18 protein-coding genes and 1 pseudogene are annotated in these 21,415 nt (G+C 73.3%); 13 read left to right on the top strand and 6 right to left on the bottom strand.

What is annotated here, in order from left to right; all coding sequences use genetic code 11:
- Positions 1-305 precede the first annotated feature (305 nt).
- From ACTEI_RS36815 to ACTEI_RS07440, 4 genes and pseudogenes are all read left to right on the top strand, one after another.
- A pseudogene (locus ACTEI_RS36815) lies at positions 306-515 on the top strand (hypothetical protein); the annotation flags it as partial.
- Between the two features lie 8 nt (positions 516-523).
- Entirely contained in the window at positions 524-745 is a 222-nt protein-coding gene (locus tag ACTEI_RS07450; protein WP_145830820.1) for a hypothetical protein, read from the top strand.
- Positions 742-927, top strand: a complete 186-nt coding sequence (locus tag ACTEI_RS07445; protein ID WP_122976967.1) for a hypothetical protein — start codon at positions 742-744, stop codon at positions 925-927. The genes ACTEI_RS07450 and ACTEI_RS07445 overlap by 4 nt, the downstream gene beginning before the upstream one ends.
- A gap of 37 nt (positions 928-964) precedes the next feature.
- Positions 965-1,963: an aldo/keto reductase family protein gene (locus ACTEI_RS07440; protein ID WP_122976966.1), complete on the top strand. Its 999-nt coding sequence runs from the start codon at positions 965-967 to the stop codon at positions 1,961-1,963.
- Positions 1,964-2,021: 58 nt separating this feature from the next.
- Here the strand turns inward: ACTEI_RS07440 and ACTEI_RS07435 are convergent, their stop codons facing one another.
- On the bottom strand, positions 2,022-2,840 hold the full coding sequence (locus tag ACTEI_RS07435; RefSeq protein WP_122976965.1) for a site-2 protease family protein: 819 nt from the start codon (positions 2,838-2,840) through the stop codon (positions 2,022-2,024).
- 1 nt (position 2,841) lies between these two features.
- The gene (locus ACTEI_RS07430; RefSeq protein ID WP_122976964.1) at positions 2,842-3,039 is read right to left on the bottom strand and encodes a hypothetical protein; all 198 of its coding nucleotides are present in this window, start codon (positions 3,037-3,039) and stop codon (positions 2,842-2,844) included.
- An 82-nt stretch (positions 3,040-3,121) separates the two neighbouring features.
- Between ACTEI_RS07430 and ACTEI_RS07425 the strand changes: the two genes are divergently transcribed.
- Entirely contained in the window at positions 3,122-5,332 is a 2,211-nt protein-coding gene (locus tag ACTEI_RS07425; RefSeq protein ID WP_244940669.1) for a bifunctional adenosylcobinamide kinase/adenosylcobinamide-phosphate guanylyltransferase, read from the top strand.
- Positions 5,329-6,084 (top strand): adenosylcobinamide-GDP ribazoletransferase, encoded by a 756-nt coding sequence (locus tag ACTEI_RS07420; RefSeq protein WP_187645897.1) that lies wholly within the window; start codon positions 5,329-5,331, stop codon positions 6,082-6,084. The genes ACTEI_RS07425 and ACTEI_RS07420 overlap by 4 nt, the downstream gene beginning before the upstream one ends.
- A 1,096-nt stretch (positions 6,085-7,180) precedes the next feature.
- On the opposite strand, the gene gcvT is transcribed toward ACTEI_RS07420, so the two are convergent.
- On the bottom strand, positions 7,181-8,272 hold the full coding sequence (gene gcvT, locus ACTEI_RS07415; RefSeq protein ID WP_122976963.1) for a glycine cleavage system aminomethyltransferase GcvT: 1,092 nt from the start codon (positions 8,270-8,272) through the stop codon (positions 7,181-7,183).
- A 119-nt stretch (positions 8,273-8,391) separates the two neighbouring features.
- On the opposite strand from gcvT, the gene ACTEI_RS07410 reads away from it, so the two are divergent.
- Positions 8,392-9,930, top strand: a complete 1,539-nt coding sequence (locus tag ACTEI_RS07410) for a leucyl aminopeptidase (protein ID WP_122976962.1) — start codon at positions 8,392-8,394, stop codon at positions 9,928-9,930.
- 27 nt (positions 9,931-9,957) lie between these two features.
- Here ACTEI_RS07410 and ACTEI_RS07405 read toward each other — a convergent pair whose 3' ends face one another.
- A complete protein-coding gene (locus tag ACTEI_RS07405; RefSeq protein ID WP_122976961.1) occupies positions 9,958-10,278 on the bottom strand; it encodes a hypothetical protein in 321 nt (106 codons plus the stop codon).
- Positions 10,279-10,441: 163 nt separating this feature from the next.
- Here ACTEI_RS07405 and lpdA point away from each other — a divergent pair, with 163 nt between their 5' ends.
- From lpdA to lipB, 5 genes are all read left to right on the top strand, one after another.
- Entirely contained in the window at positions 10,442-11,833 is a 1,392-nt protein-coding gene (gene lpdA, locus ACTEI_RS07400; protein WP_122976960.1) for a dihydrolipoyl dehydrogenase, read from the top strand.
- 36 nt (positions 11,834-11,869) lie between these two features.
- Positions 11,870-13,729, top strand: coding sequence for a 2-oxoglutarate dehydrogenase, E2 component, dihydrolipoamide succinyltransferase (sucB, locus tag ACTEI_RS07395; RefSeq protein WP_122976959.1), 1,860 nt, complete (start codon positions 11,870-11,872; stop codon positions 13,727-13,729).
- A 77-nt stretch (positions 13,730-13,806) separates the two neighbouring features.
- Positions 13,807-14,721 (top strand): TIGR01777 family oxidoreductase, encoded by a 915-nt coding sequence (locus tag ACTEI_RS07390; protein ID WP_122976958.1) that lies wholly within the window; start codon positions 13,807-13,809, stop codon positions 14,719-14,721.
- 30 nt (positions 14,722-14,751) lie between these two features.
- Positions 14,752-16,632 carry a DUF6311 domain-containing protein gene (locus ACTEI_RS07385; protein ID WP_122976957.1) on the top strand — a complete coding sequence of 627 codons (1,881 nt, stop codon included), beginning with the start codon at positions 14,752-14,754 and terminating at the stop codon, positions 16,630-16,632.
- Between the two features lie 32 nt (positions 16,633-16,664).
- Positions 16,665-17,294 (top strand): lipoyl(octanoyl) transferase LipB, encoded by a 630-nt coding sequence (gene lipB / locus ACTEI_RS07380; RefSeq protein WP_122976956.1) that lies wholly within the window; start codon positions 16,665-16,667, stop codon positions 17,292-17,294.
- On the opposite strand, the gene ACTEI_RS07375 is transcribed toward lipB, so the two are convergent.
- Positions 17,278-18,468, bottom strand: a complete 1,191-nt coding sequence (locus tag ACTEI_RS07375) for an outer membrane protein assembly factor BamB family protein (RefSeq protein WP_164465874.1) — start codon at positions 18,466-18,468, stop codon at positions 17,278-17,280. The genes lipB and ACTEI_RS07375 overlap by 17 nt on opposite strands.
- Before the next feature lie 38 nt (positions 18,469-18,506).
- Positions 18,507-19,763 carry an aspartate--tRNA(Asn) ligase gene (gene aspS, locus ACTEI_RS07370; protein ID WP_122976954.1) on the bottom strand — a complete coding sequence of 419 codons (1,257 nt, stop codon included), beginning with the start codon at positions 19,761-19,763 and terminating at the stop codon, positions 18,507-18,509.
- A 333-nt stretch (positions 19,764-20,096) separates the two neighbouring features.
- Here aspS and lipA point away from each other — a divergent pair, with 333 nt between their 5' ends.
- A complete protein-coding gene (gene lipA / locus ACTEI_RS07365) occupies positions 20,097-21,059 on the top strand; it encodes a lipoyl synthase (RefSeq protein ID WP_372443224.1) in 963 nt (320 codons plus the stop codon).
- Positions 21,060-21,415 lie beyond the last annotated feature (356 nt).

The following is a 21,415-nucleotide window of genomic DNA, read 5'->3' as shown; positions in this document are numbered from 1 at the left end:
TTGACCGGCCTGGCCGTGGACGCGGTGCCGGGTGGGTAGGCGCCGGCGGAGCGGCCTGTTCCGGAAGGTCGAACTGTGGCTCAGGATGAAAACGCAGCAACACCGGTACCGGCACATCTTCCTCGGCGACGTCAACATGAGATCTCAGCCGCCCCGGGGAACCGGCTTCCACCACCGGTTCCAGGGCAGGAACCCGGACGGCGCCCGCGTGAAGCTCGGCCCGGACGGCAAGGAGCTGATCTCGGACCGGAACGTACCGTGCGAAGGTCGAGGTTCCCGGTCCCGACGGCAACTGGCACGAGAAGCGGGGTAAGAGCAGCTTCTTCCCGGACAACTGGACCCCGCAACGCGTGGACGAGACAATTGAGGGCGCATTCCGCGACAGCATCCCCGACCCCACCGATCCGAGAAGGTGGCTCGGCCGGGCGAACGGCCTCGACATCAACGGCTTCTACAACGAGCACGACCGTAGTTGCTGGTTCTCCACGTGGCCGGTCGACGAATCCAACAAATAGGTGAGATGATGAGCATCAGGTTTTTCCGGAACAGCGACAACCGCCGGACCTTCGAAGTGGAGAGCAAGCGGTTCGCCCCGCTCGGGTCCCAGCTCATCAACGACATCCAGGGATACTCGTCCGACTGCATCGACCTGCTCGACTGCATCGACGAGGTGGCCGCCGGCCGCGCCGAGTACACCGAGTACGAAGGCACTCGGCCGTCGTCCGCTGCGACGCGGCGGGCGTGACCGTCGAAGATCTCGGGCCGCGGCCCGAGGCCACCAGCTACACCTTCGCGGAGGCGCGGGCGGTCGTCGTGCAGTACCTCGACTTCCTCGCACCCACCCGGGACGATCGGGAGCGCAGCGTCACGAAGTGGGAGCAGGAGAACGGCAGGCCCTTCCCCGGCCGTACCGGTGTGATCGGTTGAGAATGCCGCACACCGGCCGCGTGGTTAGGGTCGGGGGATGGAGTTCCGTCATCTCGGCCGTTCCGGCCTGCTGGTCAGTGAGATCGCCTACGGCAACTGGATCACCCACGGGTCCCAGGTGGAGGAGGACGCCGCGCTCGCCTGTGTGCGCGCGGCCCTGGAGTCCGGGATCACCACGTTCGACACCGCGGACGTGTACGCCGGCACCCGCGCCGAGGAGGTGCTGGGCCGGGCGCTGAAGGACGAGCGGCGCGACGGTCTGGAGATCCTCACCAAGGTGTACTGGCGTACCGGGCCGGGGGCGAACGACAGCGGCCTGTCCCGCAAGCACATCATGACCTCGATCGACGGCTCGCTGCGCCGGCTGGGCACCGACTACGTGGACGTGTACCAGGCGCACCGGTACGACCACAGCACCCCGCTGGAGGAGACCATGGAGGCGTTCGCCGACGTGGTGCACCGGGGCAAGGCACACTACATCGGCGTGTCGGAGTGGTCGGCCGAGCAGATCCGGGCCGCCAAGCCGCTCGCCGACGAGTTGCGGATCCGGCTCGTGTCGAACCAGCCGCAGTACTCGATGCTGTGGCGGGTGATCGAGGCCGAGGTGGTGCCGGCGTCGCAGGAACTGGGCCTGGGACAGATCGTCTGGTCGCCGCTGGCGCAGGGGGTGCTGACCGGCAAGTACCGGGCGGGCGAGCAGCCGCCGGCCGGGTCGCGGGCCACCGACGAGAAGTCCGGGGCGAACTTCATCGCCCGGTGGCTGGAGGACGACGTGCTGACCACGGTCGCCCGGCTCCGGCCGCTGGCCGATCAGGCCGGGCTGACCATGGGGCAGCTGGCCATCGCGTGGGTGCTGCACAACCCGAACGTGTCCGCGGCGATCATCGGCGCGTCCCGGCCCGAGCAGGTCCGGGACAACGTCAAGGCGTCCGGGGTGAAGCTGGACGACGCGCTGCTGAAGGCGATCGACGAGATCGTCGACCCGATCGTCACCCGGGACCCGGCCCTGACGACCAGCCCGGCGCAGCGGCCCTGACGGAGCGGCCCGGCCGGTCGCTGATCATCGACCGGCCGGGCCCGGCGGCCCTGATCCGCTAGTCGCTCCAGAACCGCATCAGCTCGAACCCGTCGGCGATCAGGTACCGGTCCAGCCCGAGGTGCTCGGCCAGCCAGACCACCAGCTCGGAGAAGTAGCCGCCGAGGTCGGTCTGCCACAGCGCCACGAACAGCAGCAGGAAACCGAACGGGGCGAACATGTCCCAGGCCCGCCGGTACGCCGGGCTCAGCCAGGGCCGCAGGATGCTGCCCCCGTCCAGGCCGGGGATCGGCAGCAGGTTCAGCACGCTCGCGGTGATCTGCAGGAACGCGACCACCGACAGGGCCTGCCAGAACTCCGGATGCGCGGTGTAGATCACCAGCCGGGCGCCGGTGTCGACGACCTCCGGGCCCAGGCCGAACAGGAACGGCACGGCCGCCACCACCGCCAGCACGATGTTGGTGAGCGGGCCGGCCGCGCTGATCAGCGAGTCCTTGACCTTGCTGGTGATGTACCGGTGGTCGACCCAGACGGCGCCGCCGGGCAGACCGATGCCGCCCAGGATCACCACGATCACCGGCAGCACGATGGACAGCAGCGGGTGGGTGTACTTCAACGGGTTCAGCCGCAGGTAGCCACGCTCGGCGACGGTCAGGTCGCCGGAGAAGTACGCGGCGACGGCGTGCGCGTACTCGTGCAGGCACAGGGAGATCAGCCAGCCCGAGATCACGAACAGGAACACGTCGAACCCGACGTTGCCGTACCGCGTCCAGGTGAGCACGCCGCTCACCGCGAAGATCGCGACGATGCCGACGAAGACCGGGCTCGGGACGAACGCGTTCCGAGGGGTGCGCGTGTAGACCGGTTCGTAGGTCACGTCACTCCGCCGGCTGCAGGCTCATCTGATAGTCCACCCGGTCGTCCTCGACCAGGGTGACCGTGCTGACGCCGCCGGCCTGCAACCGGCGCCACTCCTGACCGATCCAGGACTCGGCGTCGGCCTGGCTGCTGAACGTCTCGGCCGGCAGATCGACCGGTTTGCCGTCGACGTCTTCGTACCGCCAACTCCACGGCATTGAGCCGCCCCCTCACGTCGTACGTCGGTGGGCTTCCACCCTACGGCGTGCGCGGGTACGACCCGGCTCTAAGGTACGGGGCATGTCCGAAGATCGGTGGAACACGGTCCTGGTGCTCGGCGGGATCCGCTCCGGCAAATCCGCGTTCGCCGAATCGCTGGTGGCGGACGCGCCGGCGGTGCGGTACGTCGCCACCGCGGTCGGCGGCGAGGACGACCCGGAGTGGCTGGCCCGGATCGAGGAACATCAGCGTCGCCGCCCGCAGTCCTGGTCGACCGAGGAGACCGGCGCCGACCCGGCCCGGCTCACCGAGCTGCTGTCCGAGGCGGGACCGGACGACACCCTGCTCGTCGATGACCTGGGCGGGTGGGTGGCCGCGGTGCTCGACCCGGCCCGGCAGCCGAAGGACGACGAGGCGGACGTGGCCGCGCTGGCCGCCGCGGTGCGTTCCTGCTCGGCCCGCGTGGTGCTGGTCAGCCCCGAGGTCGGGCTCTCGCTGGTGCCGGTCACGCCGGTCGGCCGGGCGTTCGCGGACGCCCTCGGGACCACCAACCAGGCGCTCGCCGACGCCTGCGACGGCGTGGCGCTGGTGGTCGCCGGTCAGCCGACGTGGCTGAAGGGCGGGACGAGCGTCGTACCGGCTGCCGCGCCCCGGCCGAGACCGGCCGTCGCCGCCACCCCGGCGCCTCCCCCGCCGCCGGCCGCCCCGGTCTTCGTCACCCCGCCGGCCACGCCCGGGTTCACCGACGCGCCGGCCGGCGCCACCGTGGTGGCGCCGGTGACCGTGGCCGAGCGGGCCGCGCCGGACCGCTCCGGGGCGCTCGGCGAGAGCACCCAGACCCTGCCGCTGGTCGCGTCCGGCCTCACCCGGATCGAGCCGGGCATGGACCTGCCGCTGCCCAGCAGCGACGCCGGCCCGGACGCCCGGGAGCGCCTGGGGCAGGTCGACCTGCCCGGCGCCGGCCTGGGGATGCTCGGCGAGGCGATCGAGTTCGCCGCCGCCACGCAGGACACCACCACCCCGCGTCCATGGTCGTCGGTCCGGGTCGTGGTGGTCGCCGGCCGGCACGGCGGTGGCGCCGCCGCCGGCGCCGACCCGCAGGACGCCGAACGCCGGATCGCCGAGACCGAGCGCGGCCTGGGCCTGCTGGGCCGGCTGGCCGCGCAGGCCGGCGCGGACATCGCGGTGCTGCGCACACCGCCCACCGCGGCGATGGAGGACGGCCCGGTCGCCGAGGAGCACGCGGTCGAGGCCGCGCTGCGCCAGGGCTGGCAGCTCGCCGACGAGGCCGCCGACGCCGGCCGGGACGCGCTGCTGCTGGCCGGGATCGGGGTCGGCGTGGAGTCCGCGGCGACCGCGGTGCTCGCCGCGACCACCGGCGCCGAGGCCGCCGCCACCCTGCCGCGGGTACTGCTGCCGGGCGGCCGCTTCGACGACCACGCCTGGATGCTCCGCTGCGCCGCGATCCGCGACGCCCTGCACCGGATCCGGCACGAGCCGCGCGGCGCCACCGACATCCTGCGCGAGATCGGCGGCCTCGACCTGGCGGTCGCCACCGGCCTGCTGCTGGGCGCCGCCGCCCGGCGCGTCCCGGTGCTGCTGGACGGCCCGCTCGGCATCGCCGCCGGGCTGGTCGCCCGGGACCTGGCCGGGCAGACCCGGCACTGGTGCCTGCTGCCCGAGGCGGGCACGCTGGCGCTGGTCAAGCAGGGCGCGGACGTGCTCGGCCTGACCCCGGTGCTGCAGCTCGGGCTGGACCTGGGCGAGGGTGCGAACGCGCTGGCCGCCCTGCCGTTGCTGCGTACCGCGACGGGTCTGGCGGCGGCGCTGCCGGTCCACCCGGCGCTGCTGGCCGACCACGGCGACGCGGGCCTCAGCGACGACCTCGACGACGCCCCGGTCGCCGGGTCCACCACCCCCGACGACCCCGACCCGAGCCGGGCCGCCGCCCCGCACGGCGCCACCGACGGGAGCCGGGCCGCCCAACCCGCTCCCCACGGCGACGCCGACGCGAGCCGGGCCGGCCAACCCGCTCCCCACGGCGACGCCGACGCGAGCCGGGCCGGCCAACCCGCTCCCCACGGCGACGCCGACGCGAGCCGGGCCGGCCAACCCGCCGCCCCGAGCGGCAACGCCGACCGGGGCCGGGCCGCAGAGCCGGGCGGCACACCCGGCGGCACCGGGATCGCCGGCGCGAACGCCACTTTCGGCAGCGACGCGGGCCCGGTCACCGGCTCGGCCGGCGGCGTCGAAGGCAGCGGCGCCGAAGGCGGCGCGGCCGGGCGGTCGTGACCGTAACGCCGGGCCGGGCGCTGGACGGCCTCCGGCTGGCGGTCACCACGCTCACCGTCCTGCCGCTGCGCGCAGGCCGGGTGGACCGCCCCACCGCCGCCGTCGCGATGGGCCTGGCGCCGCTGGTCGGCGCGGTGCTGGGCCTGACGCTGGCCGGTCTGCACGGGGGCCTGCGGACGCTCGGCGCGCCCGCGCTCGTCGCGGCTGGAGTCGCGGTGGCCGCGGGGGCCTTGCTGACCCGCGGCCTGCACCTGGACGGCCTGGCCGACACGGTCGACGCCCTGGGCTCCTACCGCTCCGGCCCGGGCGCCCTGGAAATCATGAAAAAGCCAGACATCGGCCCGTTCGGGGTCGTGGCCCTCGCCGCCACCGTCCTCATCCAGGCCGCCGCGCTGGCCGCCGTCCCGTGGTGGTCGCTGGTGATCGCCTGGACCACCGGCCGTCTGGCGATCACGGTGGCCTGCCGCCGCGGCGTCCCTCCGGCCCGCCCCGAAGGCCTGGGCGCGATGGTCGCCTCCACGGTTTCGATCCCGGCGCTGCTGCCGGCCGCCGTGGCGGTCGCCGCGGCCGCGATCCCCGCCGTCCCCGGCCGCCCGTGGCAGGGCCCGGTAGCCGTCCTGCTCGCCCTCGCCGCGGTTCTCGTGCTGCTGCGGCACTGCGTCCGCCGCCTCGGCGGCATCACCGGTGATGTCCTCGGCGCCTGCGTGGAGCTGGCCACCACGGTCACCCTGGTCACCCTCACCCTGCGCTGACCCGGCACCACCCGCCCGCGAGACGCGGGCGGTCCGCTCCCGCTCGAACCCTTCCCGGGTACGACCCGGAAGTCCCGTCCGCAGGCCGAGCCGAGCCCCGTCCGTGCCCCCGCAGGACCCGTGCTATGCGCCCCGGAGCCCCAGCCAGCACGGCGCGCAAAGCCCCAGCCAGCACGGCGCAAAGCCCCAGCCAGCACCGGCACCCGAAGCCCCAGGCGGCGCCGACGGTGGTCACCCCACCCCGACAACAACCGCCGGCGCCAATCCCACTCTGCCTGGTCTCACGTGAATAAATCCACCAAATCACCCATAAGCATCCGCCGGGCAAGCCCGCTGCCCGGGCGGTGATCACGTCGGCCTCGGAACACCCACGAACACCAGCCCAACCCGCCCAGGGGGCTCTGGGGTGTTCCATCCGGGCGAGCCGGCTGGCACTGAGGGCGGTGAGGCCAGCCTCAGAACGCCCGCCAGCACCAGCCCGACACGTCCAACTGGCGAGGAAGCCGGTCACGCCAGCGCCACCACCAGCACCAGCACCAGCCCGACACGTCCAGCCAGCGAGGAAGGCAGTCAGCCCGGCCCCGCGACGGCCACCCACATCAGCCGGACACTCACGGCTGGCACAGACGGCGGGCATGGCGGTGCGATGGCCACCGGGAGCACCAGCTGAGAGCCGGGGGGCGCGGCACCGTCCGAGTCCAGGTGCCGCGCCGCGAGGGCACGCACGGGGCTCGGCTCCGGCCTGCGGACGGGACTCCCGCTTCGTATCCGGAAAAGGCATTGGCCTGGGCCGCGCCTTCGCCGAAGCGCGCGACGGTCCGGGGTGGCACCCAGCTTGCGGGCGGACGATCCGGGCACCGCAGGGCGGGCCAGCACCCGGGGCACGCGCGAGCAGGCCCGACGCGCCACGAACCGGGCAGCCCGCCCAGTCGGCGCAACCCGCCGAGTCAGTGCCGGGCCTACACACAAGCAGCGCGACACCATGCACCCCGACCCGACACCCGGCGTGCCGGCCAGCGGACCGACGGCGGGCACGCGGGTCAGCGGACCGACGTGGCGGGCTCGCGGGTCAGCGGACCGACGGCGGGCACGCGGGTCAGCGGACCGACGGCTGGACGAACGGGGGTTTGACCAGGCGGGCCTCGGTGCGGCGGCCGCGGATGTCGATCTGGACCAGGTCGCCGTCGGCGAGGCCGGCGGCGGTGTCGATCAGGGCCAGCGCGATGCCGACCTTCTTCGTCGGGGAGAACGTGCCGCTGGTCGTCTCGCCGACCGGGGTGTCGCCGGCCAGGACCGGCATGTGGCCGCGCGGGATGCCGCGGCCGGTGACCTCCAGGCCGCGCAGCTGGCGGCGCGGGCCGGCGGCCTTCTCGGCGAGCAGCGCGTCGCGGCCCCAGAAGGCGGGTTTGTTCCAGCCGACCGCCCAGCCGGAACGGGCCTGCACCGGGCTGATCTCCAGCGACAGCTCCTGGCCGTGCAGCGGGTAGCCCATCTCGGTGCGCAGCGTGTCCCGGGCGCCGAGGCCGCACGGCCGGACCCCGGCGGCGATCACCGCGTCCCAGACGGTGGCCGCGGCGTCCCAGGGGACGACCAGCTCGTAGCCGTGTTCCCCGGTGTAGCCGGTGCGGCAGACCACCAGTCCCGCACCGTTCAGCGTGGCGCCGGTGAACGACATGTAGTCGTGGTCGGTGGGCAGGCCGAGTTCCGTCAGCACGGCGGCCGACCGCGGGCCCTGCACGGCCAGGACGGCGAAGTCGCGGTGCAGGTCGGTCACCGTGATCGGCTCGGGCGCGGCGGCGGCCAGGCGGCGGACCACCTCGGCGGTGTTCGCCGCGTTCGGGATCAGGAAGACGTCGTCCGGGCCGTAGAGGTACGCGATCAGGTCGTCCACCACGCCGCCGGAGGGATCGCAGCAGAGCGTGTACTGCGCCTTGCCCGGCTGGATCCGGTCCAGGTCGTTGGTCAGGCAGGAGTTCACGAACCGGGCCGCGCCGGCGCCCCGGACCCGGGCCTTGCCCAGGTGCGACACGTCGAACACGCCGGCCGCCTCACGCACCGCGGCGTGCTCGCGCAGGACGCCGCCACCGGCGTACTCCAGGGGCATCTCCCAGCCGCCGAACGGGGCGAACTTCGCGCCCAGCGCAACGTGGCGATCGTGGAGCGGGGAGCGGAAGAACTCGGCAGACATGAGACTCAACTTACCGGTGACCTTGGGGCTCGTTAGAGTCGCGGGGAGCACCACCTTTTCCCACCAGCCGGGAGCACGCCCACCGGCGAGTTCCGGCCCTGACGTCCCGGAGTGCCCGAGTGACCCAGCCCAACCTCAGCCTGGTCGACACCGACCCGGCCGAATTGGCGGTCGATGCCATCGTCATCGGCCTGCACAGCCAGCCCGACCAGGACGGCGCCCTGCTTCCGGCGGCGGGCGCGGAGAGCATCGCCGCGGCGTTCGACGGGAAGCTGACGTCGACGCTGGCGCTGCTCGGCGCGACCGGCGCGCCGGGTGAGGTGACCAAGCTGGCCACCCTCGGCACCGTCGCCGCGCCCCTGGTGGTCGCGGTGGGCCTGGGCGACGAGCCGTCCGGCTCGGCGCCCGACCTGGAGACGCTGCGCCGGGGCGCCGGCGCCGCGGTCCGCGCCCTGGCCGGCAGCGCCACCGTGGCGCTGGCCCTGCCGCTGCCGGACGACGCCGACGCGCCGGCGGTGCTGCGCGCCGTGCTGGAGGGCGCGCTGCTCGGGTCGTACCGGTTCGCCGGCTACAAGACCAAGCCGCAGAAGGGCCGCCGGGAGCCGGTCGCCGCGCTGCAGGTGCACGTGCCGGACGCCGCCGACGCGGCGGCCGCGGCCGAGCTGTCCCGCGCCGAGGTGGTCGGCCGGGCGGTCCGGCAGGCCCGGGACTGGGTCAACATGGCGCCGAACGAGCTGCGCCCGGCGCACTTCGCCGACCTGGTGGCGTCTGCCGCCGACGAGCTCGGCCTCGGTGTCGAGGTGCTCGACCTCGACCAGCTCAAGGCCGGCGGGTACGGCGGGATCGTGGCGGTCGGCCAGGGTTCCGAGGCGCCGCCGCGGCTGGTCAAGCTGACCTACGTGCCGGAGGGTGTCGCCGAGCCGAAGCGGGTGGCGCTGGTCGGCAAGGGCATCACCTTCGACACCGGTGGTGTCAGCATCAAGCCGGCGGCGGGCATGTGGGAGATGAAGTCGGACATGGCCGGTGCGGCCGCGGTGGCCGCCACCATGCTGGCGATCGCCGCGCTCCGACCCGGCGTCGCGGTCTCCGGCTATCTGGCGATCGCGGAGAACATGCCGTCCGGGTCGGCGTACCGGCCGGGTGACGTGGTCACCATGTTCAACGGCAAGCGGGTCGAGGTGTTCAACACCGACGCCGAGGGCCGGATGGTGCTCGGCGACGCGATGGCCCGGGCCTGCGCGGACGGCGCCGACTACCTGTTCGAGACCTCCACCCTGACCGGCGGCCAGGTGATCTCGCTGGGCAAGCGGATCGCCGGGCTGATGGGCTCGGAGGCGGCGACCGCGCTGGTGCAGGCCGCCGGGGACGCGGTCGGCGAGCCGGGCTGGCCGATGCCGCTGCCGGACGACGTGCGCAAGGGCATGGAATCGGAGATCGCCGACATCTGCCAGACCAACTCCAGCCTCGACCGGGCCGGGCACATGCTGCAGGGCGGCGTGTTCCTGCGCGAGTTCGTCGAGCCGGGGGTGGAGTGGGCGCACATCGACATCGCCGGGCCGGCGTACCACTCCGGCGAGCCGACCGGGTACTGGACCAAGGGCGGGACCGGGGTGCCGATCCGCACCCTGCTGCGCGTGGTCGACGAGCTGGCGGGTTAGCCGCGGGTGTGGCGCCGCCCGGCCGGGTCAGGCCGGGCGGCGCTTCTGCCGGGCGTTGTAGTCGCGCATCCGTTGCGGGTAGCCGAGCAGCCGGACGTCGTAGATGGGCAGCGAGAGCTGGTGCGCGAACCGGCGGGCGATCTCCGGCGACCCGATCCGCCGCCGGGTCCACTCCCCGTCGTGTGCGACAAGCAACACGGTGGTCTCGGTCACCGTGGTCCGCGGCTCGACGAACGCCTCGACACCCCGGCGGGTGCGGATGAATTGCGTAAGATGGTCCAGATCGGCCTGATCAACCGGGCGCCCGCCGGGTCCACTGGATCGCGGGCGCCGCCGAAACCAAGCCACTGCCCCTCCTCGTCCTGGATCCCGCAAGGGTACGACGGGCCGACGTGTCGTGGGGCACCTGACTGCATTGACCGGGTCTTGAAGTGACAAGATGTCCGAGACGGGACTGTGACCGTTTCCATTGTGTGACCCACATGGCGACGACTCGACCACTGGAGTCAACGTGAGCCAGCCGAACGGCGGAACCTTCGACATCGTCATTCTCGGCGCAGGCAGCGGCGGGTACGCGGCCGCGCTGCGCGCCGCCGAACTGAACCTCTCCGTAGCGCTGATCGACAAGGCCGAGGTCGGTGGCACCTGCCTGCACCGGGGCTGCATCCCGACCAAGGCGCTGCTGCACGCGGCGGAGATCGCCGACCAGACCCGGGAGAGCGAGCAGTTCGGCATCAAGGCCAATCTGGTCGGTGTCGACATGGCCGGGGTGAACGCGTACAAGGACGGCGTCGTCGGCCGTCTGTACAAGGGCCTGCAGGGCCTGCTGGGCCACAACAAGAACATCACCGTGGTGGCCGGCGCCGGCAAGCTGGTCAGCCGGGACACCGTCGAGGTGGACGGGCAGCGCTACACCGGCCGCAACGTGATCCTGGCGACCGGCTCCTACTCGCGGACCCTGCCCGGCCTGGACGTGGACGGCCAGCGGGTGATCACCAGCGAGCACGCCCTGAAGCTGGACCGGGTGCCGAGCTCCGCGATCGTGCTGGGCGGCGGCGTGATCGGCGTCGAGTTCGCCAGTGTCTGGAAGTCGTTCGGCGCCGACGTGACCATCGTCGAGGCCCTCCCCCGGCTGGTCGCCGCGGAGGACGAGGAGATCTCGAAGACCGTCGAGCGCGCCTTCCGCAAGCGGAAGATCAACTTCAAGGTCGGCAAGCCGTTCGAGAAGGTCGAGAAGACCGAGAACGGCGTGCGGGTCACCATCGCCGGCGGCGACGTCCTGGAGGCGGAGGTCCTGCTGGTCGCGGTCGGCCGTGGCCCGACGACCGCCAACCTGGGGTACGAGGAGCAGGGCATCACCCTGGACCGCGGCTTCGTGATCACCAACGAGCGCCTGCACACCGGGGTCGGCAACATCTACGCCGTCGGTGACATCGTGCCCGGCCTGCAGCTCGCGCACCGCGGGTTCCAGCAGGGCATCTTCGTGGCCGAGGAGATCGCCGGACGGAACCCGGCGGTGATCGACGAGGCCGGCATCCCGCGGGTCACCTACTCCGACCCGGAGATCGCGTCGGTCGGCCTGACCGAGGCCAAGGCCAAGGAGAAGTACGGCGCCGACAAGGTGTCCTCGTACAACTACAACCTGGGCGGCAACGGCAAGAGCCAGATCCTCAAGACCGCGGGCTTCGTCAAGCTCGTCCGCGTGAACGACGGCCCGGTGGTCGGCGTCCACATGGTCGGCGCCCGGATGGGCGAGCTGGTCGGCGAGGCCCAGCTGATCTACAACTGGGAGGCCTTCCCGGAGGAGGTCGCCCAGCTCGTACACGCCCACCCGACGCAGAACGAGGCGCTGGGCGAGGCCTTCCTCGCGCTCGCGGGCAAGCCGCTGCACGCGCACAGCTGATTCGATCGTTCGAAGCGTTAAGGAGTTTGGGGAAAAATGCCGGTATCGGTAACCATGCCGCGGCTGGGTGAGAGCGTCACCGAGGGCACCGTCACGCGTTGGCTCAAGCAGGAGGGCGAGCGCGTCGAGATCGACGAGCCGCTGCTCGAGGTCTCCACCGACAAGGTCGACACGGAGATTCCGTCGCCCGCCGCGGGCGTGCTCTCCCGCATCGTGGTCGGCGAGGACGAGACCGCGGAGGTCGGCAGCGAGCTGGCCGTCATCGCCGGGGACGGCGAGGACGCCGGTTCGGCCGCTCCCGCCCCGGCCCAGCAGGCGCAGGCCGAGCCGGAGCCGCCGGCGCCGACCACGCCGTCGACCGAGAAGCCGGTCGAGGCGGAGGCCCCCGCGCCGCAGGCCGCCTCGGCCCCGGCCGGCGGTTCCGCCGACGGCACCGCGGTGAAGATGCCGGCGCTCGGCGAGAGCGTCACCGAGGGCACCGTCACCCGCTGGCTCAAGCAGGTCGGCGACGCCGTCGAGCTGGACGAGCCGCTGCTCGAGGTCTCCACCGACAAGGTCGACACCGAGATCCCGTCGCCGGTGGCCGGCACGCTGCTGGAGATCAAGGTCGCCGAGGACGAGACGGCCGAGGTCGGCGCCGAGCTGGCCATCGTCGGCTCCGCGGCGGCCGCGCCGGCCGCCGAGTCCCAGCCGGCACCCGCCCCGGCCGCCGAGTCGAAGCCGGCGCCCGCCGCCGAGGCCAAGCCCGCGCCGGCCGCCGAGTCGAAGCCGGCGCCCGCCCCGCAGCAGCCGAAGATCGAGTCGGCCCCGACGCCGGACGTGACGCCGGCCGGCGAGTCTTACGCGACCCCGTCGCCCGCCGCCGAGTCCAAGCAGGCCGCCGCCCAGTCCCAGCCGGCCGCCCCGGCGGCCCCGGCCGCCGCGACGGTCAAGGCGAACGGCGCCGGCGACGCCGGCTACGTGACCCCGCTGGTCCGCAAGCTGGCGGCCGAGAAGGGCGTGGACCTGTCCTCGCTGACCGGAACCGGCGTCGGAGGCCGGATCCGCAAGCAGGACGTGCTCGACGCCGCAGAGAAGGCCGCCGCGGCCAAGGCCCAGGCCGCCGCCCCGGCACCGGCCCCCGCCCCGGCCGCGGCGCCCGCCGCTGCCAAGGCCAAGCCGGAGCCGAGCCCGCTGCGGGGCCGCACCGAGAAGCTGACCCGCATCCGGGCCACCATCGCCCGGCGCATGGTGGAGTCGCTGCAGATCTCGGCGCAGCTCACCACGGTCGTCGAGGTGGACGTCACCAAGATCGCCAACCTGCGGAACAAGGCCAAGGCCGACTTCCAGGCCAAGCACGGCGTGAAGCTCACCTTCCTGCCGTTCTTCGCCCTGGCCACGGTCGAGGCGCTGCAGCAGCACCCGGTGGTCAACTCCTCAATCGACGTCGAGGCGGGCACGGTCACCTACCACGGCGCCGAGCACCTGGGCATCGCGGTGGACGCGCCGAAGGGCCTCGTCGTCCCGGTGATCAAGGACGCCGGCGACCTGAACCTGGCCGGTCTGGCCAAGCGGATCGCGGACCTCGCCGACCGCACCCGCAACAACAAGATCGGGCCGGACGAGATCGGTGGCGGCACCTTCACGCTGACCAACACCGGCAGCCGGGGCGCGCTGTTCGACACCCCGATCATCAACCAGCCGCAGGTCGGCATCCTCGGTCTCGGCGCGGTCGTCAAGCGCCCGGTGATCGTGAACGACCCGGAGCTGGGCGAGATCATCGCGCCGCGGTCGATGGTCTACCTGGCGCTCAGCTACGACCACCGGATCGTGGACGGCGCGGACGCCGCCCGCTTCCTGGGCACCCTCAAGGAGCGCCTGGAAGCCGGGCACTTCGAGGCCGAGCTCGGTCTCTGAGCCGCTGACGGAAAGCCGGGGGTGCCCACCCCCGGCTTTTTGTTGGCATCGTTCGATCTTCGGGAAAGAATCGGGACATGCGGATCGTCATGGCCGGCGCGTCCGGCTTTCTCGGTGTCCGGCTCGCCGAGCGGTTGCGCGCCGGGGGCCACGACATCCACCGTCTGGTGCGGCACCCGGCCGGTGTCGGCGAGTCCACCTGGACGCCCTCGCAGGGCCGGCTCGACCCGGCCGTGCTCGCCGGCGCGGACGCGGTGATCAACCTGGCCGGGGCGAACATCGGCGCGCACCGCTGGACGACCCGCTACAAGAACGTGCTCCGGGCCAGCCGGGTGGACACCACCGACACGCTGGCCCGCGCGATCGCCAAGCTGCCCGAGACCGAGCGCCCGCGCACCCTGCTGCAGGCCTCCGCCGTCGGCTGGTACGGCGACACCGGCGACCACGAGGTCACCGAGGAGGCCCCGGCCGGCGCCACGTTCCTGGCCGACATCTGCCGGGTCTGGGAGGCCGCCGCCCGGCCGGCCGAGGACGCCGGCGCCCGGGTCGTGCTGCTGCGCACCGCACCGGTCCTGGACCGGCAGGGCTCACTGCTGAAACCGTTGCTGCCGCTGTTCAAGCTGGGCGGCGGCGCCAAGATCGGCGGCGGGCGGCAGTGGATGGCCTGGATCGCGCTGACCGACTGGCTGCGCGCCGCCGAGTTCCTCCTGCAGCGGACGGACCTGGCCGGCCCGGTCAACCTGGTCTCCGCGGTGCAGTGCACGAACGAGCAGTTCACCAGGGCGCTGGCCGCCAAGCTGCGCCGCCCGGCGCTGCTGAGCGTGCCCGGCCCGGTGCTGGACCTGGCGCTGGGCGAGCTGGGCGGGGAGGCACAGCGGAGCCAGCGGGCAATCCCTGGCGTTCTGCGCAACGCAGGATTCTCCTGGACGTACCCGGACATTGAGTCCGCCTTGGCGGCCGCGTTGCAACCGCAACCCACGGTTAGCCGCTGATCTAGAGCACGCGCTGCTAACCTGCGCGTGATGTCCGTCGCCGCCCCTGCCCCCGCCGCGTCCGCCGACCCGCCCTCGGAGCCCGACAGCACGTCCGGGCGCCGCTGGCGGGTGTGGCGTGCCCACCTGACCATGGCCCTGGTCGCGCTCGCCCTGGCGGTGTACGTGACCGGCGGCCTCTGGGACGACCCGTACACTCACGTGCTCTCCGACAACGTCGGTGACCAGGCCTTCTTCGAGTGGCTGATGGGGTACGGGTACTACACCGTCACCCAGGGGTCGGACCCGTTCTTCACCGATCTGCTGAACACCCCGCTCGGCGTCAACCTGGCCGCGAACACCTCGATCACGGTGTACACCGTGCTGTTCGCCCCGCTGACGCACCTGGCCGGGCCGCAGATCAGCTTCGTGACCGTGCTGACGCTGAACCTGGCTGGCTCGGCGTTCGCGTGGTACCTGTTCCTGCGCCGCTGGCTGGTGCGGCACGCCGGCGCGGCGGCCGTGGCCGGGCTGTTCTGCGGATTCGCCCCGGGGTTCATCTCGCACGCCAACGGCCACCTGAACTGGACCGCCGGCTGGATCGCGCCGGTCGTGCTCTGGCAGGTGCTGAAACTGCGCGAACCGGGGCGGTGGCTACGCAACGGGCTGCGGCTGGGGCTGTTGCTCGCGGTCGGCTTCTCGATCGCCGCCGAGGGGCTGTTCTACACCGCCCTGGCCAGCGGAATCTTCGTGGTCGTCTGGTCGCTGGCGAAGTCGGTGCGGGCCGAGGCGCGCGCGGCGCTGCCCACCGTGCTGGCCGCCCTGGGCGTGACCGCGGTGGTGGCCGGCACGCTGCTCGGCTATCCGCTCTACATGCACTTCGCCGGCCCGCAGACGTTCTCCGGGACCGGGTTCAACCAGCGCTACTTCGTCGAGGACGTGGCGGCGTACCTCACCTATCCGAGCCGCTCGCTGGGCACGCTGTTCGGGTTGGGCAAGGAGCTGGCGCCGAACCGGACCGAGGAGACGTCGTTCTTCGGCCTGCCCCTGGTCGTGCTGATCCTGGTCTCGTTCGGGCTGCTGTGGTGGCGCGCCGAGCCGGGGCGGCGGGCCACGCTGCGCGCGGTGGGCGCGGTCGGCCTGGTCTTCCTGGTGCTGTCCTGGGGCCCGCGGCCGATGGTGAACAAGCACGAGTGGGACATCCCGCTGCCCTACACCTCGCTGATGCACCTGCCGCTGTTCGACTCGGCGCTGCCGCTGCGGTTCGCGCTCGTCGTGATCGGGGTGTTCGGCATCGTGCTCGCGCTGATCCTGGACCAGCTGATCAGCCGGCGGATCCCGGTCGGCGCGCTGCACGCCGGGCTCTCCACGGCGGTGGTGGTCAGCCTGCTGCCGATCATCCCGCTCCCGCTGCGCGTGCAGCACCGGGCCGCCGAGCCGGCGTTCATCGCCGACGGCACCTGGAAGAGGTACGTCCCGCCGGGCGGCACGCTGACCGCGCTGCCGTTCGCGCTCAACGTGACCGCGGACGGGCAGCGCTGGCAGGCGTACACGATGGCCCGCGGCGGCCGGCAGTTCCGGATCCCGGAGGGCTACTTCCTCGGCCCGCAGGCCGCCGGCGAGGAGGGCCGCAAGCGGGAGGGCCGGATCGGCGCCCCGCCCCGGGCCACCGACTGGCTGTTCCTGCGCGCCGGCTGGTACGGCGAGACCCCGCAGGTGAGCAACGCCGACCGGGCCCAGGCGAGGTCGGATCTCGCCTACTGGGGGGTGGACGCGATCTTCCTGGCCGACGAGATCACCGGCTCGGACCACCAGACGCTGAACCGGTCCGCGGTGGAGGTGACCGCCCGGGCGCTGCTGGGCGAGCCCGAGCGGGTCGACGACGTGCTGGTGTGGCGTATCCGTCGCGGCACCGACCCGGTCGACCGGTAGGTACCGGCCGGTACCGGTCTACGCTTGCCGACGTGACTTCCTCCGTACTCACCGTTCTGCGCCCGGGGCTGGTCGACTACCGCGACGCGTGGGACGAGCAGAAGCGTCTGCACGAGGCCGTGGTGAACGGCGACCAGCCGGACACCGTCCTGCTGCTGGAACACCCCAGCGTCTTCACCGCGGGCAAGCGCACCGAGCCCGCCGACCGGCCGTTCGACGGCACCCCGGTGGTCGACGTGGACCGCGGCGGCAAGATCACCTGGCACGGGCCTGGGCAGCTGGTCGGCTACCCGATCCTGCGCCTGCCCGACCCGGTCGACGTGGTGGCGTACGTACGCCGCGTCGAGCAGCTGCTGATCGACGTCTGCGCGGAGTTCGGCGTGATCACCGAGCGGGTCGAGGGGCGCAGCGGCGCCTGGGTCCGGGCCACCGACGGCGGCCCGGACCGCAAGATCGCCCAGATCGGGATCCGGGTGGCGCGCGGCGTGACGCTGCACGGCTTCGCCCTCAACTGCGACTGCGACCTGGCCAACTTCGACCGGTTCGTGCCGTGCGGGATCCGCGATGCCGGGGTCACCTCGCTCAGCGCCGAACTCGGCCGCCCGGTGCCGGTCGCCGAGGTCATGCCGGTCGTCGAGCGGCACCTCACGACGCTGTTCTGAGCACCCGCCACACCGTCGTGCCGCCCGCCTGGGGGCAGGCCAGCAGGTCCCCGGCGGCGGTGCAGCCGTACGGGAGCACACCGGGCAGCGTCCCGTACGCCCGGCCGGTGCGCAGGTCGCTGACCCGGGTGTGGTCGCCGTCCACACGCAGCATCAGGCCGCCGGTCGCCCGGCCCCGGCCCAGCCGGCGGATGACCCGCCCGGTCGCCGGGTCGAGCAGCACGGTGCGGCGGTCCCGGGCGGACGCCACACCGCCGGAGTACGCCACCCACTCCGGCGCGGACCAGCGTGTCGCCCCGGTGCCCGCGTCCACCGCGGTGAGCCCCCGCTCGCCGGGGAAGCACACCAGGTCGCCGCAGCGGGTCGCGCCGGTCGGCATCGGCACCCGGGCCGGGGACCGCCAGGCCGGGGTCAGATCGGCCAGCCGCAGCGCGGTGACCGAGGCCGGGCCGAGGACGTACACCCGCTCACCGACGACCGCGACGTCCGGGTCGTCCGGGTCCACCGACTCGTTCAGCGGCCGGCTGCCGAGCAGCCGCCCGTCCACCGCCGAGCGCACCTCGGCGCGCCCGTCCGCGGCCAGCGTGAACAGGTAGCGCCCGGCGTCGCCGAGCACCGCGGCGAACGCCTCACCCGGCCGCGACCACCGGACCCGGCCGGTCTCCAGCTCCGCCAGCCGCAGCTCGGAAGCGCCCGCGGCGTCGTACCGGGTGAGCAGCACGCGGTCGCCGGTGACCAGCGCGCTGTCGTCAGGACCGACGGCCCAGCGCTCACGGCCGGTGGCGGCGTCGAGGATCCGCACGGTGAGCTCGTCGTCGACGACCAGCACCGAACCGGAACGTGACAACCGCAGCGAATCCCTCGCCGGCAGCGACAGCCGGGAGCGCCACGACGGGCCGCCCGGCGCCAGCGGCCGGGCCACCACGTCGATCTCGTCGCCGCCCGAGGCCGGGTGCGCGGTGACGAGCGCCTGCGGGGTGAGCAGGACGGCCACGGCCGACCGCCCGCCCGTGTCGGCCACCCGCGGGAACACGACCGCCACCGGTGGCGCGGCCGCGGCGCCGAGCAGGAGCAGCACGGCGGCCGCCGCGGCGGCGATCCGCAGACGGCGCCACGGGAGCCGCCGGGACCGCGCCGGAGCCGGCGGCGGCGCCGCGTCAAGGTCGATCAGCACCGGCACCGTCGATCCCGTCGCATGTCACCGTGCGAACCTTACGGCGCGATCCGGTGCGGGTCACGCGGGAAGGCCGTCACCTCGCGGACGTTCGCCGCGCCGGTCAGCTTCGCCACCAGGCGTTCCAGGCCGATGGCCCAGCCGCCGTGCGGGGGCATGCCGTACCGGAAGGCGTCCAGGTAGCCGCGATGGGCGGCAAGTGGCTCGCCGGCCGCGCGCAGCGCGGCGACGTAGTCGGCGTGCCGGTGCAACCGCTGCCCGCCGGTGACGATCTCCAAGCCCCGGAAGATCAGGTCGAAACCGTTCGAGTACGCCGGGTCGGCGGGGTCCGGATGGGTGTAGAAGGGCCGTTTGCGCATCGGGTAGCCGGTCACGAAGACGAGCTCGGAACCGTGCTCGCGCCGCGCCCACGCGCCCAGCGCCCGCTCGTGCGCCGGCGCCAGGTCCGGCTCGTCCGCCGGGGCGCCGGCGATCCGCAGCGCCTCGGTGAAGTGCACCGCCGGGATCTCCGCCGGCACCCGTGGCGTCGGCACCCCGGTCCGCGCGGTGATCTCGCCGAACATCCCGGCGACGGTGCCGGTCAGCACCGCCATCACGGTCCGGTGGTCGGCGATGAAACCCATCTCGGCGTCCAGTGAGGTGTACTGGGTCAGGTGTCGCGCAGTGTCGCTGTTCTCGGCGCGGAACACCGGGCCGACCTCGTAGACCCGTTCCAGGACCCCGACCATCATCTGCTTGTAGAACTGCGGCGACTGCGCCAGATAGGCGGCCCGGCCGAAGTAGTCCAGCCGGAAGACGTCGGCGCCGGACTCGGTCGCCGACTCGACGATCTTCGGGGTGTGCACCTCGACGAAGCGCTGCGCCTCCAGCGCGGCGCGGAACCCGGCGGTGGCGGCCGCGGCGATCCGCAGCGCGGCCCGCCGGACCGGGTGCCGCAGCGCCAGCGCGGCGTGGTCCAGCTGGACCGGCAATCCGGCGGTCAGTGTGGGCCGATGCAGCTCGAACGGCAGCGGCACGTCCACGGCGGACTGGGTGTGGATCTCCGGACCGGTCAGCTCGATCCCACCGGGAGCCTGCTCGTTCGGGGTGACCGTGCCGGTGACGGTCACCACGCTCTCCTCGGTGAGCGGCGCGGCGACCGCCCGGTCGGTGATCACCACCTGGGCGAGGCCGGCGGCGTCCCGGACGATCAGGAAGGTCACCGACTTGAGCCGGCGGACGCGATGGACCCAGCCGGCGACCTGCACTTGTTCGTACGGATGAGCGGCCAGTTCGGTGGCGAGGATGCGTTGCACGGCGGGTTACCTCCTCGGGCGTCTGCAACGCGGCCCCAGAGGGGTGCGGGCGAGCGGGAACCTCGCGGTGCCACCGCACCTTTGCGCCCGGGGTCGGCCCGGAGCGCCTCTTGCACTGCTCGGCTCGGGGGTGTCTTCGCGCTCCGGCGCACGGGCCACCTTCACAGCTGCCGGTGGCTCTCTCGGCCGGCGTATCGGAGCGTTACTCGGTCCCGTCACTGCCGTGCGGCAGACGTTAACCGCGGGCTTCCCGGCCGTTCCAGCGCATTTCCGCGCGGCATTCACCAGCCGGTGACCGCGGTCACAGATAAGGTCACGTGAGCCTCGTCGCCCATCCGGCGCGGCCGCTCGGAACGGGCGTATCTTCGGGTGGTGACTATTGCTCCCGAGGGCCGCCGCATGCTGCGCATCGAGGCGCGCAACGCCGAGACTCCCATCGAGCGGAAGCCGCCGTGGATCAAGGTCAAGGCGAAGATGGGTCCTGAGTACACCCAGATGCGCGGGCTGGTCCAGAAGGAGGGCCTGCACACCGTCTGCCAGGAAGCCGGCTGCCCCAACATCTACGAGTGCTGGGAAGACCGCGAGGCCACCTTCCTGATCGGTGGCGACCAGTGCACCCGCCGCTGCGACTTCTGCCAGATCGACACCGGCAAGCCGGCCGAGTTCGACGCCGACGAGCCGCGCCGGGTCGGTGAGTCCGTCGCCACCATGGGCCTCAAGTACGCCACGGTCACCGGCGTCGCCCGCGACGACCTCCCCGACGGCGGCGCCTGGCTCTACGCCGAGACCGTCCGGCAGATCCACAAGCTGCAGCCCGACTGCGGTGTCGAGCTGCTGATCCCGGACTTCAACGCCGAGCCCGCCCAGCTCGCCGAGGTCTTCGGCGCCACGCCCGAGGTGCTCGCGCACAACGTCGAGACGGTCCCGCGGATCTTCAAGCGGATCCGTCCCGGTTTCCGCTACGAGCGCTCCCTCGACGTGATCACCCAGGCCCGCGCGGCCGGCCTGGTCACCAAGAGCAACCTGATCCTGGGCATGGGCGAGGAGCGCGCGGAGATCTCCGCCGCCCTGCGCGACCTGCACGCCGCCGGGTGTGAGCTGATCACCATCACCCAGTACCTGCGCCCGACGCCGCGGCACCACCCGGTCGAGCGCTGGGTCAAGCCGGAGGAGTTCGTCGAGCTCCGCGAGGAGGCCGAGCAGATCGGCTTCGCCGGGGTGATGAGCGGGCCGCTGGTGCGCTCGTCGTACCGAGCCGGCCGGCTGTACCGGCAGGCCCTCGCCGCTCGCGGCTGACCTCGGACCGTCTCGCTCCGGCCCCGGCTCGTGCCGGGGCCGGCTGCTCCGCCGGCCCGGTCGGCCACCACAGCCGAGCCCGCGCTCGACCGCGCCGTTTTCGGCGCCGACCGGCCGCGCAGCCGGACCCGCGACTTCCCACCGCCGCGCTTCCCGCCGAACGGCCGCACCCCCGGACCCGCGCTTGCCGCCGCCGCGCTTCCCGCCGACCGGCCGTGCAGCCGGACCCGCGACTTCCCACCGCCGCGCTTCCCGCCGAACGGCCGCACCCCCGGACCCGCGCTTGCCGCCGCCGCGCTTCCCGCCGACCGGCCGTGCAGCCGGACCCGCGACTTCCCACCGCCGCGCTTCCCGCC

It is taken from the genome of Actinoplanes teichomyceticus ATCC 31121, from assembly GCF_003711105.1.
In the GTDB taxonomy this organism is placed as follows: domain Bacteria; phylum Actinomycetota; class Actinomycetes; order Mycobacteriales; family Micromonosporaceae; genus Actinoplanes; species Actinoplanes teichomyceticus.
The sequence above is the reverse complement of the archived record's forward strand: the minus strand, read 5'-3'. Positions and strand labels throughout refer to the sequence as shown.